Consider the following 18152-nt stretch of genomic DNA (forward strand, 5'->3'; position numbering starts at 1 on the left):
TGATGATGCGCTGGGCCAGGCCTTCGACGATCGCGGTCTTGCCCACGCCGGGTTCGCCGATCAGCACCGGGTTGTTCTTGGTACGACGCTGCAGCACCTGGATGGTGCGGCGGATCTCCTCGTCACGGCCGATCACCGGGTCGAGCTTGCCACTCTCGGCACGCGCGGTCAGGTCGATGGTGTACTTCTCCAGCGCCTGCCGCTGCTCTTCGGCGTTCTCCGACTGCACGTTCTCGCCGCCACGCAGCTTGTCGATGGCGGCCTGCAGGCGCGCCTTGTCGGCACCGGCAGCGCGCATCGCCATGCCCAGCGTGCCGCCGTCTTCCAGCGCGGCCAGCACGAACCACTCGCTGGCGATGAAGGCATCACCGTTCTGCTGGGCCAGCTTGTCGGTGTGGTTGAGCAGGCGGTTGAGGTCGTTGCCGATCGACAGGTTGCCGGCCTGGCCGGACACCTTCGGCAGCGCTTCAAGCGCCTCGTCCAGGCGCTCGCGAAGCACCGGCACGTTGACGCCGGCCTGGGCCAGCAACGGCCGAGTGCTGCCGCCCTGCTGGTCCAGCAGGGCACTGAAGACATGCACCGGTTCGATGATGCTGTTGTCGCGGCCTACCGCCAGCGACTGCGCGTCTGCCAGCGCCTGCTGGAAACGCGAGGTGAGCTTGTCCATGCGCATTGTGAAACCTCATCGGTCATCTTGGCCGGCCGCGCCGGCGATGCTGGAAAGATGCGGTTGCCCCACCCCGTTTCAAGGGTGGCTGCGACTGCATTCGCAGGCCAGTCAGCCTGCGGCCAGCATGCCGGACAGGGTGTTGTCGGCGCGTTGATCCGGATCACATCCACACGATGGGGGCTCTCAACGGGTGATCGCGCCCCGGATCGCCCGCAGCTGCTGCTTGACCGCCCGCGCCTGCGCCGCGTCCATGCGCAGCAAGGCCTTCTGGCCGATCGAACGCGACTGGAGGCTGGAATCGACGAAGCGGTAGCGTCCGCGCTCATCGCGCTCCACCAGCGGCGTTTGAGCCAGCTCAGGGGTGTCCAGCAGATGATCGATGACTGACACCAGGCGATCATTGAAGTAGCCATCGGGCTTCCCCAGATCGACGTAGGCCTGCTGGATCAACGGATAGAAGCGCTTGTACGCCAAGGCCGCCGACGCCGGGTCGAGCGCAGTGAAGGCCTGCACATAGGGCGCATAGCGCGCTGCATTGGCCGCAGCGATGCGTTCGCCGCCCTCGCCTGGCTCCACCTGCAGGCTGCCCGGCAGCGGCCGAGCGGCCAGCGCGGTGGGCGGCACACTGGCCTTGTCCAGGTTGTCGACCTGGGTAACCAGCCGCTGGATCAGGTGATCACGCAGCAGCACGGTCAACGCGCCCTCGCCCTTGAACAGCTGGCTCAATGCGCTCCAGGCAGCGGCATCGCTGTCAGCAAGCTTCGGCAGCGCCGGGTCAGCGGCGGCCTCGGAATCCAGCGGATGCCTGACCGGCGATGGTGTGGGTTCTTCGACGGCGACAGGCTTCGGTGCAGCGCCTGCCGGGGTCGGAGTGGATTGCACCGGCACCGATACGCCATCTGCCAGGCCCTGCAACTGGTCGCGGAACAACCACGTGCCCGCGCCGCCCACCACCACCACGCCCAGAACCCAGGGCCAGACCGCTTTTCCACTCTGCATGATGCAGCACCTCGCTTTTCACCTGCATGGACAAGGTGTGACTCCCCTCATTCGGCAGGGTTCCCCATCCATTCCGCTGGCGTTGTGGTTCACGCCTGCTTTGCGCGATTCGCGCGACCCTGCTGCTCTTGTCTTGCGGAGAAGCCTTCATGCAGTACGCGCTGTACTACTGGACCGGCATCCAGGGCCGTGGCGAATTCGTGCGGCTGGCGCTGGAAGATGCCGGCGCCGACTATGTGGACATGGCGCGGGTGCACGGCGACGCGGTGATGCAGCCGTTCCTGGACGGCCACAGCGAAGGTGCGCAACCTTTCGCGCCACCGTTCCTGAAGGCCGGGCGACAGGTCATCGCACAGGTCGCTGCCATTCTCGATTTCCTCGGCCCGACACTCGATCTGGTTCCACAGGCCGCCTCACGGCGCATGCAGGCGCTGCAGTGGCAGCTGACCATCGCCGATCTGGTGGCCGAGGTGCACGACACCCATCATCCTATCGCTGCGTCGAAGTACTACGAAGACCAGAAGACCGAGGCACGGGCGCGCGCGGCAGCCATGCGCGGTGAGCGCCTGCCGAAGTTCCTCGGCTACTTCGAGCAGGTGCTGAAGGCCAACGGCGGTCGCCACCCGCTGCGCGAACACTCTTACGTGGATCTGTCACTGTTCCAGCTGCTGAGCGGGCTGGACTACATGTTTCCGCGTCGCATGCAGGCGTTGTGGCCCGCGCTGCCGCTGCTGCGCGCGTTGAAGGATCGAGTGGAACAACGGCCCGGCATCGCCGCCTATCTCGCTTCGGAGCGGCGGCTTGCCTTCAACACCAACGGCATCTTCCGGCATTACCCGGAACTGGATGACGAGAAGTAGCGCCGGGCCATGCCCGGCGGCAACGCAACCCAACGCCGGGCATGGCCCGGCGCTACCGGTCAATGGGCGTTCCCACCCAGCGGCTTCACCGCCTGCTTCTGCAGCGACAGCAGTCCCAGCAGGATGGCCAACGCCACATACGCGCCGGCGAACTGCCAGCTGATGACACGGGCCAGACCCTGCAGATCCCACGGCAGGTAGATGCCGCCGCGTGGATCCACCGAATGGATCAGGCCGAACAGGGTGAGCACCGCCGCTACCAGCAGGAAGCCGCAGGCGCGGCGCAGGCGCCCATCGACCATCGCCGCGACGGTGGCAATCCACAGCATCGAGGTGATGATGAAGCCGTTGCCCAGCGCGAAGATCACCGCCAGCTCCGGCAGTCCATGGCCATCGACATGGGTCAGCAGTGCGCCCATCTGCTCGGCTGGAATCCAGCCCGGCGCCTTGATCGCCAGCAGGTAGGCTGCCGACGGCAGGAAACCCAGCACCATCGCGCCGGCATGCTGGCGCGGCGTCGCCTGGAACGCCTGGGTGGTGATGTCGATCGACACGTACACAATGATCGGCGCCAGCACCGCCAGCGGCAGCCACTGCACCAGCCCGGAGATGATGCCGAGCATGCCGCCGATGCCGACGAACAGGCCGGTCAGCAGCGTGTAGCCGCTGCGCGCGCCCATGTGCTTGTAGGCCGGCTGACCGATGTACGGCGTGGTCTGTGCAACGCCGCCGCAGACGCCAGCGACCAGCGTGGCCACCGCTTCCACCAGCAGGATGTCGCGGGTGCGGTAGTCGTCGCCGGCCGCGCGCGCGCTCTCGGATACGTTGATGCCACCCACCACCATCAGCAGGCCGAACGGCAGCAGCAGCGGCAGGTAGGTCATCGCGGTCGGCAGGCCCTCGATGAAGCCCAGCGTCGGCAGCGGCAGCACCACCTGCGGCGGCACCCAGGCCGGAATCTGGAAGCCGGGTACACCCAGTCCGGCCAGGCCAAGCCCGTAATACAGGACGGTGCCGAACACGAACGCCAGCAGCACACCGGGGCCGCGCAGCGGCAGCTTGCCCTTGGCGATCAGCACGTACAGCAGCAGGCCCAGCGTGGTGAAGCCCACCAGCGGCGAGCGCAGGGTTTCCAGCAACGGCAACAGGCCCATCAGCACCAGTGCGATGCCCGCGATCGAGCCCAGCAGCGCGGCACGCGGCAGCGCGCGGGTCACTGCTTCGCCGAAGAAGGACAGGATCAGCTTGAGCACGCCCATGATGACCAGCGAGGCCATGCCCAACTGCCAAGTGGCGATGGCGGCGGCATGCGGGTCCAGGCCCTGCTGCTTGAAGGCCAGGAAGGCCGGGCCCAGTACCAGCAGTGCCATGCCGATGCTGGTCGGCGCATCCAGGCCCAGCGGCATGGCGGTGACATCGTCGCGCCCGGTACGTGCGGCCAGGCGCCGTGCCATCAGGGTGTACAGCAGGTTGCCGACCAGCACGCCCAGGGCGGTGCCGGGGAACATGCGGCCGAAGACCACGTCGGCGGGGAACTGGAACATCCCGACCAGGGCCATGGCGATGAAGCCGAGGATGGAGAGATTGTCGACGACCAGGCCGAAGAAGCCATTGAAGTCGCCAGCGACGAACCAGCGGCGCGGCGCGGTGGAAGCGGGAGCGGACATGGAAGGGGCGGTGGGGGTGGGGACCGCCGATGGTAGGCCCAGCGGGGCCGGCGCGCCAATTCCCGCGTGGAATGATGGGTTCCAGCCAACGGCGGAGCCCCTCGTGGTTGGTCGCCGAAAGCGGGCTCTGGGGCTGGGCCGGGCGGGCAGGCTGCGCAGGGGACGCTGCAAGTACGTCCCTGTAAGCTCGGTCGCCGCATCCATGCGGCTCACGCCCCTGCGCAACCTGGCCGCCCGGCCCCTGACAGTTTCCTGCGGGCGCCAGCCACGGAAGAGAATCAAAGATCAAAAGCAGAAGCCGGTCGCTGCGCTCGCGAGCCGGGCATGGCCCGGCTCTACAGAGATCACATCCGTCGATATGCCCAGAAATCCATCCACGCATGGCGTGGATCTACCGTGTCGACCAAGGTCGACACCCACCAAGCGCAGTCGACACCCACCAAGCGCAGGCCATGCCATTCCGACAGATCGCGGAAATCTGTCGAAGGCGAGGTGGGTCCGTTTGCGGGGGTCACTTCAAGGACGGGTTTACGGCGTCCCCCGCAGCCGGACCCACCCCGCCATCCCACGGAATGCCCGCTGTTGCTGTTGCTTCGGCTGTTGCCTTGGCCTCTGCAGGTGCAGGGCGCAGCCCTGCATCAAACCCAACCTCTTACTTCTTCAGGAAGTTGTCCACCAGCAGATGCTTGACGTCGTCAATGCGACCGCTCAGCACCGCCTTGGCCGCGTACAGCGCCGTACCCGCCACCTGCTTGGCCTCGATCTGCGGCGGCATCACCAGCTCCGCGCGACTAGTGTGCACGTCCAGCAGCGCCGGCCCACGCTGGGCCAGGAAATCCTGCACCGCTTCTTCCAGATCCTCGCTGCGGGTCACCGTGCGGCCATGGAAGCCGATCACCTCGGCCAATCGCCCGAAGTCCGGATTCTCCAGGTCGGTGTAGTTGTCCAGCAGGCCCTCCACCTTCTGCTCCAGCTCGACGAAATTCAGCGAGCCGTTGTTGAACACCACCACCTTGATCGGAAGATTCTCCTGTACCGCGGTCAGCAGATCACCCAGCAGCATCGCCAGCCCACCGTCGCCGGACAACGAAATCACCTGCCGCCCCGGAAATGCCTTCTGCAGACCCAGCGCCTGCGGCATCGCGTTCGCCATCGTGCCGTGCAGCAGGCTGGTCAACGTGCGGCGCCTGCCGTTCACCCGGATGTGCCGCAGCACCCACACCATCGGCGAGCCACCGTCCGCGGTGAACAGCGCATCGTCGGTGGCGTACTTCGACAACAGCGCAGTCAGGTACTGCGGATGGATCAGCTCGCCTTCACCCGGCTGCTCCTCCTGCTCGCGCTTCTTCAGCGCCTTGTCGCGGTGCCCGACGCATTCATCCAGGAAGCTGCTGTCTTCGCGCGGGGGCAGCATCGGCAGCAGCGCATCCAGCGTCGGTGCGATATCACCGACCACGCCCAAGTTCACCGGATGGCGGCGGCCGAGGTGGCTGCCGTCGCGGTCGACCTGGATGATCGTGGCCTTGTCCGGATAGAACTGGCCCCAGGCGAAATCCGCGCCGAGCAGCAGCAGCGTGTCGCACTCCATCAACGTATGGAATCCGGATTCGATGCCGAAAACACCGGTCATGCCCATGTTGTACGGGTTGTCCGGTTCGACGAAGTCCTTCGCACGCGAGGTGTGCGCCACCGGTGCCTGCAGGCGCCGCGCCAGTTCCAGCAACTGCGCATGCGCCCCCTGGCAACCAGCGCCGGCATAGATGCCGATACGCTTGCCCTGCCCCAGCAGTTCGGCAATCTGCTTCAGTTCGCTATCGGACGGGCGCAGCACCGGCTGGGTGTAATGCACCGAGAACGGTACATCGTGCCTCACTTCCGCTTCGCTGATGTCGGCCGGCAGGATCACCACCGCCACGCCGCGCCGGCTGATCGCCGCCTGGCAGGCCAGCGCCACCACGCGGCGTGCCTGCGCCGGGCTGTGCACCTGCTCGCAGAACACCGTGCAGCTGCCATACACCGCCTTGAAATCCACTTCCTGTGGGAATTCCATGCCGAGTTCGCTGGTGACCACCTGGCTGGCGATCAGCACCATCGGTGCACGGTTGCGGTTGCTCTCGAAGATGCCGTTGATGAAGTGCAGGCCACCAGGCCCGCACGAGCCCGCGCAGGCGGTCAGCTGGCCGCTGATCAATGAATCGGCACCGGCCGCGAAGGCTGCGACCTCTTCGTGGCGCACATGTACCCACGCGATCTCACTGCGGTGCAGTGCGTCGGTGACATGGTTCAGGGTGTCGCCGACGATGCCATAACAACGGCGAACGCCCGCCTGCTGCAATGTATCGACGACGATCTCGGCAACGCGCTTGCTCATGGTGCTGCAGCCTGGTTCGGGGGAAACCCGAGGCTAGACCCGGTGAAGTGATGCTGCCGTGGGCAAGAGGCCGATCGCCTTGTTGTGCAAACTCCGGGCAACGCTGCCGTCAATCGTTGACGTTGATCCAGCCCTCGATCGCGCCCTGTTTCGGAGTGCGGTAACGCAGCTTCACCCAGCCGTCCTGCTCATCCAGCATCTCCACCTGATCGCCCTGTACCAGATAGCGCTTGGTGCTTGATGCGCCGGGCCGGTCGAACAGGAACAGGCGCGCTGGCACCACGGTGGCGTCCTGGCCCCGCAGCGGTGTGCCGCTGGCGGGTGCGCCCAATCCGTCACCAATGGCGCTTTCCAGCACCTTGCCGGCAGGATCATAGGTGCGCCACACCGCCAGCGGGCCTTGGTTTCCGGTCTCTTCCCAGCGCAGCGCCTGGTTGAGCGTATCGCCCAGCATCAGCACATTCTCACCGCGATACAGATAAAGCTGCGGGCCGTTGAAGCGATACACGTCGGTGTACCACATCGGCCCGCTGCGGCAGCTGGCGGTCAATGTGCGCGCAGCTGCGTCGGCGGTGAGGCCCATCAGTTCGCCGCACTGGTCGTGTCCATGGGTCACCGCCTTCAGTGCGCGGAATTCACCACTACCCACGTCGAAGCGATAGACCGCAACAGCCTCATTGACCATGCCCACCGCGGCACGCGCAACCAGTTCAGGGTGTCCATCGAAATCGAGGTCCTCCGCGCTCAGGCGCGAATTGCCATCGGCGTCCGGCGCGCCAGGCAGGTGCTGGTGCTTCCCGGCAGGCTGCAGCAGCACGGCAAGCATGCCGTCCTCCTGCACCTCGGCCGTCACCTGCACACCCGCTGCCGGCGAAAACCGCAGCGGGCCCTGGCCCTCATCCTGCGCCTGCGCCACGGGCACCAACACGCCGGCCAGCATCACGCCCAACAGCACATCCCTGGGTTTCATCGTCATTCCCTGCAGCGCCACCGTGGAGCCTCTGGGTCAGAACGATACGTCAACCGGCTGCCGCGACCACAGCACCGACTGGTGCTTGGTCTGCTGCTTCCACGCCAGCCGGATCGCTTCGATGTCGGCACGACGCTGCGGGCTGTCCTCGTGCAGCACCACCAGCACATTGGTGCGCAGGCGGTTCGGGGAGGCATCGCCACGGAACAGCCACTGGCCGTAGGCATCGAACACGGTCAGGCCATCCGGGAAGCGCGGCGTCACTTCCTTGTCCAGGAACGCGCGCCACTGCGCGTCGCTGATGGTGTCGGCCTGCGGGCGGTCACCGGCGCCCTGCTCTTCGCCCACGCCGAAGTACAGCTCGCTGCGCACCCAACCGTGACCGCTGGACGGCCGCGCGGCGTCGCCCTGCAGGTCGGCGGTGGTGGCATAGGCGCTGGGCGCCTTGGAAGACAGGCTGGCGCAGCCACTGGTGGCCAGCAGCACGGCGAAGACAAGGCCAAGGTGTTTCATCGGGAACAGCACTCCGGGAAGGGGAAAAAGCACGACGAAGGGGCACGGAGGGTACACCTGCGCCTCGGTTGCGGCTGCAACCAATGCCCTCATGCCGGCAGGGCATGAAGTGATGCGATGGGAGAAGGGGCTTGCATCGCACCACCTCCTCACGCCAAGATAATATATCGCTTCATCCGGATGGATGTAAGTGAAACTATCTCCCCCGCCCCTTCCCCACGTCGTTGCTGCTGGAGTCCGCATGTCCCCCCGCCTGTCCGCGTCGCCGCTCGGCCTCGCCATCGCGCTCGCCCTGTCCCCCGCCCTGGCTTCGGCCCAGGACGCCGCCACCAACCTGGACACGGTGATCGTCACCGGTACCCGCGCCGCCGACCGCACCGTGCTTGAGTCCACTTCGCCGGTGGACGTGCTGACCGCCGAGGACATCCGCAAGGCCGGCGTGGTCAATGGCGAGCTCGGCAGCGCCCTGCAGGCCCTGCTGCCCTCGTTCAACTTCCCGCGCCAGTCCAACTCCGGCGGTGCCGACCACGTGCGCGCCGCGCAGCTGCGCGGGCTGTCGCCGGACCAGGTGCTGGTGCTGATCAACGGCAAGCGCCGCCACCACACCGCGCTGGTCAACACCGACAGCAAGATCGGCAAGGGCACCACCCCGGTCGACTTCAACGCGATTCCGGTCAGCGCCATCAAGCGCATCGAAGTGCTGCGCGATGGCGCCGGTGCGCTGTACGGCTCGGATGCGGTGGCCGGTGTGATCAACGTGATCCTCGACAACGGCGGCGACGGTGGCGAGATCGAAGCCAGCTACGGCGCCAACCACACCGATCTCAAGCCGATCGGCCGCACCCTCACCGATGGCCAGACCGGCAACATCAGCGCCAAAGTCGGCACCTCGCTCGGCGAGGACGGCGGCTTCCTGCGCGTGGGCCTGGAATACAAGAAGCGCAACGGCACCAACCGCGCCGGCTTCGACCAGATTCCGCCGTGGGACCAGACCGAGGCCAATCTCGCCCTGCAGGGCAAGCGCAACTACGTGCTCGGTGATGGCGCCAGCAAGGACATCAACCTGTGGCTGAACACCGAGATTCCGGTGGGCAAGACCGCGACGTTCTATGCATTCGGCACCTTCAACCAGCGTGACACCGAAGGCGCCAACTACTTCCGCTACCCCGACGGCGATGCCAACTGGAAGCAGGTCTACCCCAATGGCTACCGCCCGATCTCCGAAGGCGAGAACCGCGACGTGCAGGCGGTGGCCGGCGTGCGCGGGCAGTGGGGCCAGTGGGCTTACGACGGCAGCCTGGATTACGGCCAGAACGACTTCACCTACCGCCTGCGTGATTCGCTGAACGCCTCGCTGGGCCCGACCAGCCCGACCCGCTTCAAGACCGCCGACTACGAATACGCACAGACCGTAGGCAACTTCGATCTGAGCCGCGTGTTCTCCCAGTCCGACAGCATCAGCCACACCCTGGGCCTGGGCGCCGAAGCCCGCCATGAGCGCTACCAGACCCGTCCAGGCGACCCGGCCAGCTACGCTGCCGGCCCGTACACCGATCGTCCAACCGGCTCGCAGGCCGGCGGTGGCCTGACCCCGCAGGACGCGGCCACCCTGTCGCGTGATGTGGCCAGCGCCTACGCCAGCCTTTCCAGCCAGTTCGGCGACAAATTCTCCACTGATCTGGCGGCGCGCTATGAGCACAGCGATGATTTCGGCGGCGAGCTGACCGGCAAGCTTGGCCTGCGCTACGAATTCACCCCCGCATTCGCCCTGCGCGGCGCGATCTCCAACAATTTCCGCGCGCCGTCGTTGGCGCAGATCGGCTACGAATCCACCTCCACCGGTTACAACGCCGGTGGCCAGCTGGTGCAGGGCCGCCTGCTCTCGGTCAACAATCCCATCGCCCGTGGCCTGGGTGCGCAGGACCTGAAGCCGGAGAAGTCGCTGAACACCTCGCTCGGCTTCACCAGCCGCATCGGCGAGCACTTCGACCTGTCGCTGGACTTCTTCCAGATCGACATCGACGACCGCATCGCACTGTCCGAAAGCATCACCGGCGATGCGCTGACCGACTACGTGGCCGCCAACTACGGCGTCAGCGGCCTGCAGAGCGCCAGCTTCTTCGTCAACGCCGCCGACACGCGCACCCGCGGCGCCGAACTGGTGAGCAACTGGCGGCAGTCGCTGGGCGATGGCCAGCTGCTGCTGACCGGCACCTACGCCTACACCAAGACCACATTGAAGAACGTATTGGCCACGCCCGCGCAGTTGCAGGCACTCGACCCGGACTACGTACTGTTCGGCATCGAAGAGACCAATACGCTGACTGATGCCACGCCGCGCACCCGTGGCAGTTTCGCGGCCAGCTGGAGCAACGACCGCTGGTCGCTGAGCAGCCGGGTGAACCGCTACGGCAGCGCCACCCGCGTATTCAACTTTGGTGATGGCTACATTCCGCGCCAGACCTACCAGGCCGAGTGGCAGCTGGATGCGGAAGTTGAATACCGCATCACGCCGCAGTGGAGCGTGGCCATCGGTGGGCAGAACCTGACCGACAACTACCCGGATCGCTCCAACGAAGACATCCACTACTTCGGCAACCTGCCCTACGACGTGCTGTCGCCGATCGGCAGCAACGGTGCTTACTACTACGGGCGCGTGCGTTACACGTTCTGATTGCTGCGAAGGGCGTGCCGACCAACGGTCGGCACCCACCGAGACGCCATTGATCGCTGCGGGTGGGTGCGGACCGTTGGTCCGCACTGCCAGCACGACCCACCGCCGTAGCCTGACCTCGACCCCACGTACACGCTGGCGCTGGCATGATGGTCGCCATGGCTGAACCGCTCCCCCTGCGTCCGCCACCTCCATTGCTGGACGACGCCTGCGCGTTGTTCCTCGATGTGGATGGCACCCTGATCGAATTCGCTGCACGCCCCGACGCCGTGCAGCTTCTCCCCGATGTGCGTGAAGCCATCGGCCGCATCAGTGATCGACTGGAAGGTGCTGTGGCACTGGTCAGTGGTCGCCCGCTTGAACAGCTGGACCAGTTGTTCGCGCCGCTCAAGCTTCCCGCCGCGGGCCTGCATGGCCACGAACTGCGTGCGCAGGATGGGCATGTGGTACGCGATGAGCATGTCGAAGACACCGCCGACTGGCTGCACGCCCTTCATCAACAAGCCATGCGATTCGCCCATGGCCACCCCGGCGTACTGGTCGAGAACAAGGGCGTAGGCCTGGCCCTGCACTGGCGTGGTGCGCCGCATGCAGTCAACGACGTGCGTGCCTTCGCCGACCGCCACATCCGCGGCCGTGCCAGCTACCGCCTGCAGCCAGGCGACCATGTCGTTGAATTCGTTCCGGTGGCGACCAACAAGGGCCGGGCCGTACGTCGGCTGATGCAGTACCTGCCGTTCCGTGGGCGTCTGCCGGTGTTCCTCGGCGATGACCTGACCGATGAATTCGGCTTCGATGCGGCCAACGGCCTGCACGGCTGGAGCGTGCTGATAGGCGAACGTGAACCCAGCGCGGCGGTGTTCGCGCTGCCCGACATACGCAGCGTGCACGCCTGGCTGCGTGAGAATGCGTATTGACCCCGGCCCCCACGGCCGCAACCGAGATGTACCGCGTGATGACCCAACCCGATCTTGATCTGGGCGTGGTCGGCAACGGCAGCTTCGGCGCCCTGGTCGACAAACACGCCCGCGTTGTCTGGAGTTGCCTGCCGACCTTCGACGGCGACCCGACCTTCTGTGCCCTGCTCAGCCCCAACCAGCAGACCGGCGGCGACTTCGCCATCGAGCTGGAGGACTTCGCCGACAGCGAACAGGAATATCTCACCAACACCGCGATCCTGCGCACCGTGCTGCGCGATGCGCATGGCGGCGCGCTGGAAATCCTCGATTTCGCCCCGCGCTGGCGCCAGAACGATCGTTTCTACCGGCCGGTCAGCCTGATCCGTCAGGTGCGTCCGCTGTCCGGCAGCCCACGCATCGTGATCCGCGCACGGCCGCTGGCCGACTGGGGCGCGCGCGTGCCCGAGTCCAGCTGGGGCAGCAACCACGTGCGCTGGATCCTGCCCGAGCACGTGCTGCGCCTGACCACCGACGTCCCGGTGCGCTTCGTGCGTGATGGCCTGCCGTTCGTGCTCAACCACCCCATCCACCTGATCCTGGGCGTGGATGAATCGCTCAACCGCTCCATCAGCGGCTACGTGCAGGAAGCCTTCCAGCGCACCCGCGACTACTGGCGCGAATGGGTGCGTTACCTGTCCATTCCGCTGGAATGGCAGGACGCGGTGATCCGCAGTGCGATCACCCTCAAACTTTGCCAGTACGAGGACAGCGGCGCGATCATCGCGGCGATGACCACCTCGATTCCGGAGGCGCCCGGCAGCGTGCGCAACTGGGACTACCGCTACTGCTGGCTGCGCGACGCCGCCTTCGTGGTGCGCGCGTTGAACCGCCTGGGCGCCACCCGCACGATGGAGCAGTTCCTCGGCTACATCTTCAACCTGGCCACCACCGACGGCACCCTGCAGCCGCTGTACGGCATCGGCTTCGAAGCCAAGCTGGACGAGGACGAAGTACCCAGCCTGTCCGGCTACCGCGGCATGGGCCCGGTGCGGCGCGGCAACCTGGCCTGGGTGCAGCGCCAACACGATGTATACGGCAGCGTGGTGCTGGCATCGACCCAGCTGTTCTTCGACCGCCGCCTGCAGGATCCGGGTGACAGCCACACCTTCGCTCGGCTGGAACCGCTGGGCGAACAAGCCTTCGCACTGCACGACGTGCCGGACGCCGGCCTGTGGGAGTTCCGCGGCCGCACCGAAGTGCACACCTACACCAGCGCGATGTGCTGGGCAGCGTGCGATCGCCTGTGCAAGATCGCCGTGCGCCTGAAGCGTGATGACCGTGCGCAGTACTGGCGCGAGCGCGCCGACACCATCCACGCACGCATCATGGAAAAAGCCTGGAGCGAGGAGCTCGGCCACTTCACCGATACCTTCGATGGCCATCGCCTGGATGCCTCGTTGCTGCTGCTGGCCGACATCGGCTTCATCGACGCCAACGACGCACGCTTCGTCGCCACCGTCGAGGCCATCGGCCGCGACCTCAAGCACGGCAACGCGCTGTACCGCTACATCGCACCGGATGATTTCGGCGAGCCGGAAACCAGCTTCACCATCTGCACGTTCTGGTACATCGATGCGCTCGCTGCGATCGGCCGCATGGACGAAGCGCGCGAAATGTTCGAAGCCCTGCTGCAGCAACGCAACCATCTGGGCCTGCTGTCGGAGGACCTGGCCTTCGACGGTGGTGAAGCCTGGGGCAACTTCCCGCAGACCTACTCGCATGTTGGCCTGATCACCGCGGCCATGCGCTTGTCGCGGTCCTGGCAGGAGGCCTCGTGAGCCGTCTTGTCATCGTTTCCAACCGCGTCGCCGTCCCCGGCGAAAACCGCGCCGGCGGCCTCGCCGTGGGCCTGCTGGCGGCATTGAAAGAGCGCGGCGGGCTGTGGTTCGGCTGGAGTGGCAAGAGCGTGCGCGAAGCCAGTGGCGCGCTGCACGAACAGCGCGACGGCGATATCCAGTACGTCACCATGGACCTGGCCAAGCGTGATGTGGATGGCTACTACAACGGCTTCGCCAATCGCACACTGTGGCCCCTGCTGCACTTCCGCCTGGACCTGGTCGACTACGACCGCGGCACCCGCGAGACCTATCACCGGGTCAACGCGCTGTTCGCCGACAAGCTGGCGCCGTTGCTGCGCGAAGACGACATCGTCTGGATCCACGATTACCACCTGATTCCGCTCGGCGCGATGCTGCGTGAGCGCGGCATCGGCTGCCGCATCGGTTTCTTCCTGCACATCCCGATGCCCTCGGCCGATCTGCTGCAGGCCATGCCCGACCATCTGCGGCTGTTCTCGGCGCTGTATGCCTACGACCTGGTCGGTTTCCAGACCCAGCGCGATGCCGATCGCTTCCAGACCTACCTGCGCCTGTTCGGCGGCGGTCGGGTGCTCGACAACGGCAACCTCGAAGCGCCCGGCGGACGCCACTTCCGCGCTGCGGCGTTCCCGATCGGCATCGACACCGAGCTGATCGCCCGCCAGGCCGGCACCGCCGCCAGCAAGGCGGCAGTGAAGAACCTGCGCAGCAGCCTGCGCGACCGCCAGCTCGCCATCGGCGTGGACCGCCTGGACTACTCCAAGGGCCTGCCCGAGCGTTTCCTCGGCTTCGAACGCTACCTGCAGCGCCATCCCGACCAGCGCGGCTCGCTCACCTACCTGCAGATCGCCCCGGTCTCGCGCGGCGATGTCACCGAGTACCGGCAACTGCGCAGCCAGCTGGAGCAGATTGCCGGCCACATCAATGGGGGCCACGCCGAGCCCGACTGGACCCCGCTGCGCTACGTCAACCAGAACTTCACCCACGCCACCCTGACCGGCTTCTACCGTGCCGCCGCTGTCGGTCTGGTCACCCCGTTGCGCGATGGCATGAATCTGGTCGCCAAGGAATACGTGGCCTCGCAGGACCCGGAAGATCCCGGTGTGCTGGTGCTGTCCCTGCTGGCCGGCGCCGCCGATGAACTGAAGCAGGCACTGCTGGTCAATCCGCACGATCTGGATGGTGTGGCCGATGCCATCGCCACCGCCGCCACGATGTCACTGGGCAGGCGCCAGGAGCGCTGGCACGCGATGATGGAACACCTGCGCACGTACGACATCAACCACTGGCGCCGCAGCTACCTCGAGGCGCTGGAAGGCTGAGGCAAGAGCTCCTGTAGAGCCGAGCCATGCTCGGCTGGCTCTTCCGTAGAGTCGAGCGGAGCAATCGAGCATGGCTTGACTCTACAAAAGCCAGCCGAGCATGGCTCGGCTCTACAACAACAGGCGATCAATCGAGGAAGCGCGCGGCCTGTGCCGGCGTCGGCAGGAAGCAGGCGTCATGCCGCCCGAACCAGCGATAGCGGTTGCGTGCCAGCACACGGTACGCACCATCGCGCCAGCGTCGTGGCAGCACGCGCAGCACGGCCGCCAGGCGCCACCCACCACCCAGTGCCGCCAGCACACGCAGGATCGCATCGGTATCGGTCCACGCGCCCTGCCCGTCCAGCAGCAGGAACGAGGTCGGATCGTGCGCGTCCAGGCCGTGCGCCCGCAACAACGCGCTGCCCTGCGCGCCCTGCATTGCCGCGAAGCGAAAGCGCTCCTGCCGGTCGAACCGCAGCAGGAAACGCACCCAGCGGCTGCACAACGCGCAGACGCCGTCAAAAACGATCACAGCGGTCTGGCTGGGGTCAGAGCCGCCAACCGGACTCATTCCATCCACACCAGCGTCGCCATCCGCCCGGTACGGCGGTCGCGGCGATGCGAGTACAGATCCGCATCGGCCATGGTCGAGACCGTGCCGCCATGGATGTTGCCCAGGTCCATGCCGGCCGCCTGCAGGCGCTGTCGTGCCAGCGCGAACAGGTTCACCTTCCAGTGGCCGGGGCGGGTTGCAACAAAGGCCGCCGCAGCGGCCGCGTCGTGGCCGACGAAGGCGTGGTACACCTCTTCGCCGATCTCGTAATCGGCCGGTCCCGCTGCCGGGCCCAGCCACGCGCGCAGCTGTGCCGGCGGTGTCTGCATGGCGGCCACGGTGGTCTCCAGCATGCCGTCGGCCAGGCCACGCCAACCGGCATGGGCGGCGCCCACCTCGCTGCCATCGACAGCGGCGAACACCACCGGCAGGCAGTCCGCGGTGAGGATCGCCAGCACCACGCCAGGCACCGACGTCACCGCGGCATCGGCCACCGGTTCGCTGGCCCCTTCCACCGGCGGCGCAGCAAAACGCAGCACGGTGCTGCTGTGCACCTGGCGCAGCCAATGCGGCGCCGACGGCAGCGCCAGCCCCTGCTGCAGCAACTGCCGGTTGTGCTCGACATTGGCCGGGCTGTCACCGTCGGCCGTATGCCGGTTGCCCAGGTTGAACTGCGCGAACGGCTCCGGCGAGACCCCCGCGCCACGCCGGCGCGTAGTCAGTGCATGCACGCCCGGGGGCGTCGGCCAATCGGCCTGCAGCAGTGGCAGCGCGGTCGTCATTACCAGCGGTTCCGCTCGCGTTCGGCGAAGGCTGCGCTGTCTTCGCGCAGCACTTTCATCAGGTGCAGCATGTCAGCCGGCGCTGGCGCGGTGTTGCGCACCGGCTCACCGCTGATCGGGTGCACGAACTCCAGGGTCTCTGCATGCAGGGCCTGGCGCTTGAAACCGCGCAGCGCGGCTACCAGCTCGTCGCTGGCCCCCTTGGGCAGCTTCAGCGCGCCGCCGTACAGCTGATCGCCCACGATGGGATGACGCAGGTGCGCCATGTGCACGCGGATCTGGTGGGTGCGCCCGGTTTCCAGACGGCATTCCAGCGCCGTATGCGCACGGAAGCGCTCGCGCAGGCGGTAATGGGTCACCGCTTCCTTGCCATCCTCGCGCACACCCATCTTCAGGCGGTCGCGCGGGTGACGGTCAATCGGCGCATCGGCCGTACCACCGGCCACCAGCGCCCCCATCACCACGGCCAGGTACTGGCGGTGCACGTCACGGGCGGCCAACTGCTCGACCAGCGCGGTCTGCGCTTCCAGCGTGCGGGCCACGACCATCACGCCGCTGGTGTCCTTGTCCAGGCGATGCACGATGCCTGCGCGCGGCAGCACCGCCACCGACGGATCGCGGTACAGCAGCGCGTTGACCAGCGTACCGCTGTGGTTGCCGGCACCGGGGTGCACGACCAGGCCGACCGGCTTGTTGATAACCAGCAGGTGCTCGTCCTCGAACAGCACGTCCAGCGGGATGTCTTCCGGCTCGGCGGTGGTCTGGGTTTCCAGCACCACCTGCAGTGTGACCACCTCGCCACCGCGCAGGGCGTCGCGCGGCCGCGCCTGCGCGCCATCCAGCAGGACGTCGCCAGCCTTGATCCACTCGGTCAGGCGGGAGCGGGAGTATTCGGGGAACAGCTCGGCCACGACGGCGTCGAAACGACGGCCGGCGGAGGTGTCGGGGACAATGGCCTGGCGGGCCGATTCGGAGGGTTGTTCAGACATGGCAGGGGGGTATCTTTGAAATTTTGGGGTCCCGGCGAGCTGGTTTCAGTCGCTGGACAGGACACTAGGCTATCATCGACCCTTCGTATTCCAGCCGCGTCCCGCATTGACCCCATGATCCGACGCTCCGTCCTGCTCTCCGCGCCCGTCCGCCTCACCGCCCTTCTGCTGGTGCTGGTCATCGTCGCCACCGGCTGCAACCGCGGCACCAAGGGCGATCGCCCTGATGAAGGCACCCCAGTCGAACAGCTCTACGAAAAGAGCCACAAGCTGATGCAAGGCGGCAACTGGAGCGGCGCTGAAGCCAGCTTCCGCCGTCTGGTGGCGCAGTATCCCTACGGCCCGTACACCGAGCAGGCGATGATCGAATCGGCCTATGCCCAGTACAAGGCCGGCAAGCACGATGACGCGGTGTCCAGCATCGACCGCTTCATCCGTACCTACCCGACCCACCGCAACATCGCGTACCTGTACTACCTGCGCGGCCTGGCCAACTCCAACCGCAATACGGTTTTCCTGCGTCGCGTATGGTCGCTGGACGCAAGCCGCCGCGATCTGTCCACGCCGCACCAGGCGTATTCAGACTTCAACATCGTGGTCGACCGCTACCCCAACAGCCGCTATGCCGCCGATGCGCGCCAGCGGATGCTGGTACTGCGTGACGTATTCGCCCAGCACGAGCTCGACAACGCGCTCTACTACATGCGCCGTGGCGCCTGGGTCTCGGCCGCCGGCCGCGCCAACTACCTGCTGGAAACCTACCCGCAGAGCGCGTTCCAGAACGATGCCGTGGCGGTACTGGCCGATTCCTACACCCACCTGGGCAACAAGACCCTGGCCGACGACGCCCGCCGCGTCCTGCAGCTGAACCAGCCGGACCACCCGTGGCTGGAAGGCAAGTGGCCGAAGTACCCGTGGATGATCCGCAAGCTGAACCCGTTTGCCGGCGAGAAGTCCGCCGCCACCGGCCAGCGCAACGCGCGACTGGAAAAGAAGTAAGAAAAGAGGCCCCGCAAGGGGCCTT

General features: G+C 66.6%; 15 protein-coding genes. 6 read left to right on the forward strand and 9 right to left on the reverse strand.

Translation table 11 applies throughout. The features are described from left to right. Together WKB25_RS17685 and WKB25_RS17690 are read right to left on the reverse strand one after the other, a co-directional pair. A partial coding sequence (locus WKB25_RS17685) for a Clp protease N-terminal domain-containing protein (RefSeq protein ID WP_340572020.1) occupies window positions 1–673 on the reverse strand: 673 nt, incomplete at its 3' end. Window positions 674–853: 180 nt separating this feature from the next. Further along, window positions 854–1669 carry a DUF3014 domain-containing protein gene (locus WKB25_RS17690; protein WP_340572021.1) on the reverse strand — a complete coding sequence of 272 codons (816 nt, stop codon included), beginning with the start codon at window positions 1667–1669 and terminating at the stop codon, window positions 854–856. 149 nt (window positions 1670–1818) lie between these two features. Here WKB25_RS17690 and WKB25_RS17695 point away from each other — a divergent pair, with 149 nt between their 5' ends. After that, window positions 1819–2529, forward strand: coding sequence for a glutathione S-transferase (locus WKB25_RS17695; protein ID WP_340572023.1), 711 nt, complete (start codon window positions 1819–1821; stop codon window positions 2527–2529). Window positions 2530–2588: 59 nt separating this feature from the next. On the opposite strand, the gene WKB25_RS17700 is transcribed toward WKB25_RS17695, so the two are convergent. The 4 genes from WKB25_RS17700 to WKB25_RS17715 form a co-directional block, all read right to left on the reverse strand. Next, window positions 2589–4196, reverse strand: a complete 1608-nt coding sequence (locus WKB25_RS17700) for a hypothetical protein (RefSeq protein WP_340572025.1) — start codon at window positions 4194–4196, stop codon at window positions 2589–2591. A gap of 652 nt (window positions 4197–4848) precedes the next feature. Next, complete coding sequence (locus tag WKB25_RS17705) at window positions 4849–6567, reverse strand: thiamine pyrophosphate-dependent enzyme (protein ID WP_340572026.1); 1719 nt, start codon at window positions 6565–6567, stop codon at window positions 4849–4851. A 109-nt stretch (window positions 6568–6676) separates the two neighbouring features. Beyond that, window positions 6677–7537, reverse strand: coding sequence for an SH3 domain-containing protein (locus WKB25_RS17710; protein ID WP_340572028.1), 861 nt, complete (start codon window positions 7535–7537; stop codon window positions 6677–6679). Window positions 7538–7573: 36 nt separating this feature from the next. Beyond that, window positions 7574–8050, reverse strand: a complete 477-nt coding sequence (locus tag WKB25_RS17715) for a DUF3574 domain-containing protein (RefSeq protein ID WP_340572029.1) — start codon at window positions 8048–8050, stop codon at window positions 7574–7576. A gap of 241 nt (window positions 8051–8291) precedes the next feature. On the opposite strand from WKB25_RS17715, the gene WKB25_RS17720 reads away from it, so the two are divergent. From WKB25_RS17720 to otsA, 4 genes are all read left to right on the forward strand, one after another. Further along, window positions 8292–10724, forward strand: coding sequence for a TonB-dependent receptor (locus tag WKB25_RS17720; RefSeq protein ID WP_340572031.1), 2433 nt, complete (start codon window positions 8292–8294; stop codon window positions 10722–10724). A 158-nt stretch (window positions 10725–10882) separates the two neighbouring features. Further along, window positions 10883–11641, forward strand: coding sequence for a trehalose-phosphatase (otsB, locus tag WKB25_RS17725; protein ID WP_340572033.1), 759 nt, complete (start codon window positions 10883–10885; stop codon window positions 11639–11641). Window positions 11642–11679: 38 nt separating this feature from the next. Beyond that, window positions 11680–13461, forward strand: coding sequence for a glycoside hydrolase family 15 protein (locus WKB25_RS17730; protein WP_340572035.1), 1782 nt, complete (start codon window positions 11680–11682; stop codon window positions 13459–13461). Further along, window positions 13458–14822: an alpha,alpha-trehalose-phosphate synthase (UDP-forming) gene (gene otsA / locus WKB25_RS17735; protein ID WP_340572037.1), complete on the forward strand. Its 1365-nt coding sequence runs from the start codon at window positions 13458–13460 to the stop codon at window positions 14820–14822. Before WKB25_RS17730 ends, otsA begins: the two co-directional genes overlap by 4 nt. Before the next feature lie 127 nt (window positions 14823–14949). Here the strand turns inward: otsA and WKB25_RS17740 are convergent, their stop codons facing one another. Genes WKB25_RS17740 through rluD form a run of 3 tightly spaced genes read right to left on the reverse strand, consistent with a single transcriptional unit; the run spans window position 14950 to window position 17128 of the window. Continuing rightward, on the reverse strand, window positions 14950–15375 hold the full coding sequence (locus tag WKB25_RS17740; protein ID WP_340572038.1) for a thiol-disulfide oxidoreductase DCC family protein: 426 nt from the start codon (window positions 15373–15375) through the stop codon (window positions 14950–14952). Beyond that, window positions 15372–16139 (reverse strand): peptidoglycan editing factor PgeF, encoded by a 768-nt coding sequence (pgeF, locus tag WKB25_RS17745; RefSeq protein WP_340572039.1) that lies wholly within the window; start codon window positions 16137–16139, stop codon window positions 15372–15374. Before pgeF ends, WKB25_RS17740 begins: the two co-directional genes overlap by 4 nt. Further along, entirely contained in the window at window positions 16139–17128 is a 990-nt protein-coding gene (gene rluD, locus WKB25_RS17750) for a 23S rRNA pseudouridine(1911/1915/1917) synthase RluD (protein ID WP_099820878.1), read from the reverse strand. The genes pgeF and rluD overlap by 1 nt, the downstream gene beginning before the upstream one ends. Before the next feature lie 114 nt (window positions 17129–17242). On the opposite strand from rluD, the gene WKB25_RS17755 reads away from it, so the two are divergent. Then, window positions 17243–18127 carry an outer membrane protein assembly factor BamD gene (locus WKB25_RS17755; protein ID WP_089236594.1) on the forward strand — a complete coding sequence of 295 codons (885 nt, stop codon included), beginning with the start codon at window positions 17243–17245 and terminating at the stop codon, window positions 18125–18127. Window positions 18128–18152 lie beyond the last annotated feature (25 nt).

This window comes from Stenotrophomonas sp. G106K1 (genome assembly GCF_037969685.1).
Lineage (GTDB): Bacteria > Pseudomonadota > Gammaproteobacteria > Xanthomonadales > Xanthomonadaceae > Stenotrophomonas > Stenotrophomonas lactitubi.